4 protein-coding genes are annotated in these 5,318 nt (G+C 65.5%); 1 reads left to right on the forward strand and 3 read right to left on the reverse strand.

Annotated elements, in window-relative coordinates; genetic code table 11:
* Positions 1–184: 184 nt before the first annotated feature.
* The 3 genes from ACK5NW_RS14225 to ACK5NW_RS14235 all read right to left on the reverse strand — a co-directional run bounded on the left by ACK5NW_RS14225 (position 185) and on the right by ACK5NW_RS14235 (position 3,201).
* Positions 185–1,408 (reverse strand): MBL fold metallo-hydrolase, encoded by a 1,224-nt coding sequence (locus tag ACK5NW_RS14225; protein WP_416929189.1) that lies wholly within the window; start codon positions 1,406–1,408, stop codon positions 185–187.
* Positions 1,409–1,487: 79 nt separating this feature from the next.
* Positions 1,488–1,733: a metal-sensitive transcriptional regulator gene (locus ACK5NW_RS14230; protein WP_416929191.1), complete on the reverse strand. Its 246-nt coding sequence runs from the start codon at positions 1,731–1,733 to the stop codon at positions 1,488–1,490.
* Positions 1,734–1,938: 205 nt separating this feature from the next.
* Positions 1,939–3,201 (reverse strand): multifunctional CCA addition/repair protein, encoded by a 1,263-nt coding sequence (locus tag ACK5NW_RS14235; protein ID WP_416929193.1) that lies wholly within the window; start codon positions 3,199–3,201, stop codon positions 1,939–1,941.
* Between the two features lie 83 nt (positions 3,202–3,284).
* On the opposite strand from ACK5NW_RS14235, the gene mutL reads away from it, so the two are divergent.
* Positions 3,285–5,147 carry a DNA mismatch repair endonuclease MutL gene (mutL, locus tag ACK5NW_RS14240; protein ID WP_416929195.1) on the forward strand — a complete coding sequence of 621 codons (1,863 nt, stop codon included), beginning with the start codon at positions 3,285–3,287 and terminating at the stop codon, positions 5,145–5,147.
* The last annotated feature ends 171 nt before the right edge of the window (positions 5,148–5,318 follow it).

Below are 5,318 nucleotides of genomic sequence, written 5' to 3' on the forward strand. Positions count from 1 at the left end.
AACGTCTCAGCGTGAGGGGTGTGGGATGCGGATCGGGATGCGCTGCAAGGCGCAAACCGCAGCGATACCTGGCGGTATCGCGAGGATTTGCAACGCAGCAGACCGCCCGGGGCCGCGCCCACACACCCGCGCAGAGACGTTGAACACGCTCTAAACGCTTTTCATACAAGCGCAAACGCCATTTTTAATTTTGTCGCCACGGCAGGCCCGCATGCCGCCAGCCGTTTTGATGACCACGCTGGGCGTGGTCATCCGGGTCGCCCTCAAAGCCGCCCAGTACGTTGTAGGCCGTCAGGCCCAGCTCGGTTGCGCGCCTGGCTGCGGCCACTGAGCGCACGCCGCTGCGGCACAGCATGAGCAGCGGCAGACCGTTTGCGGCAGCGACTTGCACTTGTGTGTCGAACTCGGGATTCAGCGCCATGCCGGGCCATTGCTTCCAGGCCGCAGCGGTGGCACCGGGCACAAAGCCCACCCACGCACGCTCGGCATCGGTGCGCACGTCCACCAGCACGGCGCGGCCTTGCTGCATCCAGTCGAAGGCGGTATGCGGCGTGACGTCACCCGCATAACCTTCGGCTGACTGTGGCGCAGCGTCGGTGCTTGCTGCTGGTGCATCGGCGTCTTGCCGCAGGCCCGAGCGGCGGTTGGCGGGCACGGCTTCGTCGATGCGGCGCGGTTTGGGCAGGTGCAGCGCATTCATCAATTCGATGAATTGTGTCCGTGACCGATTGGCCAGACGTGGATTGGTGGCTTTTTCAACCCCCATGGTGGACTGGGTGCGGCCTTGGTAGTCGTGTCCCGGCCAAACGATGGTGGTGTCGGGCAGGGTGAACAGCTTTTGCGTGATGCTGTCGTACAACTGACCCGCGTCGCCCGACTGAAAGTCGGTGCGCCCGCAGCCTTGAATCAGCAACGTGTCGCCGGTGAACACATGCTGGGCGTCGTGCCGTCTGCCGGGACGCATGGCGTGCTCCATCTCAGCCACCACGTCTTTGCTGGAAGGCGATGGGACCGATGCACGGGAAGCTTGCGGCGCACGCATCCAGTGGTAACACACGCTGCCTGCGGTGTGGCCAGGGGTGTGCAGCACGCGCAGTTGCTCGTGCCCAAAGGGCACGGTGCTGCCCTCGTCCAGTTGCACCGCTGCCGTGCCGACTTCGCAGCCCGCAGGCGCAGCGGTGCGTGCGCCGGTCAACTCGGCCAGGCGCGCGGCGCTGGTGATGTGGTCGGCATGGGCATGGGTTTCCAATGCCCATTTCAATTGCAGGCTGAGTTGCTGCAACACCGCCATGTCGCGCTCAAGCTGCCCATCCACCGGGTCGATGATGACCGCCTCGCGCGTGGCCTCATCGAACAGGATATAGGTGTAGGTGCTGGAGGCGGCGTCGAAAAGCTGGATCGGGTTCATGGGCGCAGTGTAGGGTGTGCCCTCATCCGGGCGCACCCTACAGTCCTGTGAATGACTGCCCGCGCCCAGGCAACGCTGGTCAGGCGAAGCGCAGCAAAATCTCGGCCACTTCGTCGGCGCTGGCCTTGCCCTCGGCAATCATGCCGGACACCATGGCGTAAAACGACTTGTCCAGCGCCTTGCGGGCGGCGGTCATTTGCTGGGCCACTTTTTCAGGCTCGGTGTCGGCTTCGATCAGTTTTTGCAGGCCGCGCAACTGGCCTTCAATGCGCGCCAGGCGGGCGCACAACGCTTTTTTACGGGCTTGTGGGGTCACTTCGTTCACTGCATTGCTCCTGTATCCATCATGGGCGAAGGGAAATCGCCTATAAATTAGAACCTAATATTACAGTTTATCCTGGGCTTTGGGCGCATATTATAAAACTAACCTATTCCAGGTAGGGCTTTTGCAACATGTCTGCCCTCAGATCAAGGGGTGTTGCTTGTCACCTGACGCCAGGTCAATGCCAGGCGAATGATTGGGTGATGAATCAGGCTTGGCCCAGATCTTGCGTAATGGCGGCTGCGCGCGCGCGCGCGATGGCACTGCCAATTTCGGCACCTTGCGCACCGCGTGCCTGCGCGGCCTGGGCGATGGGGGCGGTTGCAACGCTTTGGGCGGCGGCCAGTGCCGCCAGCAGGCGGGCGCGCTGAGGGTAGGCGTCGCCTTGCTTGCCGCTGCGGCCGCGAGCGTCGCATTCGCAGGTCAGCAGCGCCTGGGCAAAGCGATCGGGTTTGCGCAGGGCGTCGCAGCGCTCCAGCAGGCGCAGCAAGGCGGCGGCTTTCAGATCACCGCTGCGGTGGATGTTGCCGTGCTCGCGCGCCACCACGTCGGCCAAACTGGCGCAGTCGGCGGGCACGCGCAGGCGCTGGGCCACGGCCTGGGCCAGTTGGGCGCTGCGGCCTTCGTGACCAATGTGGCGCGGCAGCACGTTGGCGGCGGTGGTGCCTTTGCCCAGATCGTGCATCAGGCAGGCCCAGCGCACAGGCAGCGGCGTTTGCTGCTGTGCAGCTTGTTGCAACACCATCATGACGTGCACACCGGTGTCCACTTCGGGGTGGTATTCGGCGCGCTGGGGCACGCCCCACAGGCGGTCCAGCTCGGGCAGGATGACGGCCAGCGCACCACAATCGCGCAGCACGCCGATCATGCGTTCGGGGTGCGCCTGCATCAGCCCGCGCGCCATCTCTTGCCACACGCGTTCGGGCACCAGGTGCTGGGCTTCGCCCGCCTGCACCATGGTACGCATCAGGGCCATGGTTTCTGGGGCGATGGTGAAGTCGTGAAAGCGCGCGGCAAAGCGCGCCAGCCGCAGGATGCGTACCGGGTCTTCACGAAAGGCGTCGGTTACGTGGCGCAACACTTTGGCGTGCAAGTCGCGCTGGCCACCGTAGGGGTCGATCAATTCGGCGTTTGAATCAATGTGGCCCCCCGCGTCTGTCCAGGATGCGGGCGCAGCGATGGCGTTGATGGTCAAATCGCGCCGCGCCAGGTCTTCTTCCAGCGTCACTTCGGCGTTGGCGTGCACCACAAAGCCGCGGTAGCCGTGACCTTGCTTGCGCTCGGTGCGCGCCAGGGCGTATTCCTCGTGCGTTTCGGGGTGCAAAAAAACGGGAAAGTCTTTGCCCACGGGCACAAAGCGTTGCGCCACCATCTGCTCGGGCGTGGCGCCCACCACCACCCAGTCGCGGTCTTGCACCGGCAGGCCGAGCAACCGGTCGCGCACCGCGCCACCCACTTGGTAGATTTTCATGATGACGGCAGTGTAGGCGCGATGGGCGCGCTGTCGTGCCAGAAAGAGGACTCTCAGTGCGGGGCGTTTTCTACAATCAGCGCATGCCAGCGCTCCGCCCCATTCGCGAATTGCCCGACGAGCTGATCAGCCAGATTGCCGCTGGCGAAGTGGTGGAACGCCCCGCCTCGGTGGTGCGTGAGCTGCTGGACAACGCGTTGGACGCCGGGGCCACCCAGATCACCCTTCGCCTCAGCGCTGGCGGCGTGCGTCTGATTGCGGTGGAAGACGACGGCGCGGGCATTGCTCTGCCTGATTTGCCACTGGCGCTGCGCCGCCACGCCACCAGCAAAATCGCCAGCTTGCCTGACCTGGAAGCCGTGGGCACCATGGGCTTTCGCGGCGAGGCGCTGGCCGCCATCAACTCGATTGCCGACACCACGCTGCTCACCCGCACAGCCGACCAACCCAGCGCCCAACTGCTGCACGGCGGCACGGGCGAAGTGCAGCCCGCCGCCCGTGCTGTTGGCACCACGGTGGAAGTGCGCGAGCTGTTTTTCAGTGTGCCCGCGCGGCGCAAGTTTTTAAAGACCGACGCCACCGAGCTGGCCCACTGCATCGAAGCCGTGCGCCGCCACGCGCTGGCACGGCCCGACGTGGGTTTTGCCATTTGGCACGATGGCAAGCTGATCGAGCAGTGGCGCCGCCAGCCCAGCGCAGACGATCTGGATGCGCGCCTGGGCGACGTGCTGGGTGATGACTTTGTGCAGCGCTCGGTCGCCGTCGATCACCGCGTGGGCAGCGTGCACGTGACGGGCCGTGCGGGTCTGCCCGATGCGGCCCGCGCGCGCGGCGACCAGCAGTTTGCTTACGTCAACGGCCGTTTCGTGCGCGACAAGGTCATTCAGCACGCCGCCCGCGCCGCCTATGAAGACGTGCTGCATGGCCACCGCCAGCCGGTGTATGCGTTGCGCGTCAGCGTCGATCCGGCGCGGGTGGACGTCAACGTCCACCCCACCAAAATCGAGGTGCGCTTTCGCGACAGCCGCGAAGTGCACCAGGCCGTGCGCCACGCGCTCGAAAACGCCCTGGCTGCGCCCCGCGCCGCCTTGTTGGCGGCACAGCCTGGCGGCGCGCAAGCTGAAGGCGCGACGGCCCCTGGCCAGCCGCAAAGCTTCAAGTCTTTTGGGCCGCAAGCGCAGGTGCCATTTACACCATATGCTCCCGAATCAAGAGCAAATTACGCCGCAGCGCAACATGCCGTGGAAGAGCTGCGCGCACTTTGGCAGCCCGCGCCGCCTGCTGCTGGCACCCATGCCGAAGGCCCCGCACCAGGTGCACCCAACGCACCCACCAGCCACGCCGCAGAAGATGCCCCCACCGACTGGCCCCTGGGCCGCGCCGTGGCGCAAATCCACGGCGTCTACATATTGGCCGAAAGCCGTGCCGGCCTGATCGTGGTGGACATGCACGCCGCGCACGAGCGCATCGTGTACGAGCGGCTCAAACATCAACTCGACGGCGCTCGCATCGCCAGCCAGCCGTTGCTGATTCCCGCCACCTTTGCCGCCACCCCGGCTGAAGTGGCCACCGCCGAGGCCCACACCGACACCTTGCAACGGCTGGGCCTGGAAGTCACCCCCTTTTCACCCCGCACCCTGGCCGTGCGCGCCGTGCCCGCCCCGCTGACGGGTGGTGATGCGGCGGAGCTGGCGCGCAGCGTGCTGGCCGAGCTGGCCCAGCACGAAGCGGCCACCGTCATTCAGCGTGCCCAGCACGAGTTGCTGGCCACCATGGCCTGCCACGGCGCGGTGCGCGCCAACCGTCGCCTGACGCTGGAAGAAATGAACGCCCTGCTGCGCCAGATGGAAGCCACCGACCGCTCAGACCAATGCAACCACGGCCGCCCCACCTGGCGGCAACTCAGCATGCGTGAGCTGGATGGGTTGTTTTTGCGGGGACGGTGAGCGTCTATGCCAATGGTTGTTCAGCGTCCGTAGCCGTCCAACGGCTCATAGCCCACCATCCCTCACAGCCCCAGCGAGCGCACCTTCGGTGGCTCTTGCATGATCTGCACCTGCTCATGCGTTTGCTGCTGCGCCACCAACTCCTTTTGCGCATCCAGCGCCTGCATCTGC

Origin of the sequence: Ottowia sp. (assembly GCF_047975795.1) — a bacterium.
Taxonomy (GTDB): Bacteria; Pseudomonadota; Gammaproteobacteria; order Burkholderiales; family Burkholderiaceae_C; genus Ottowia.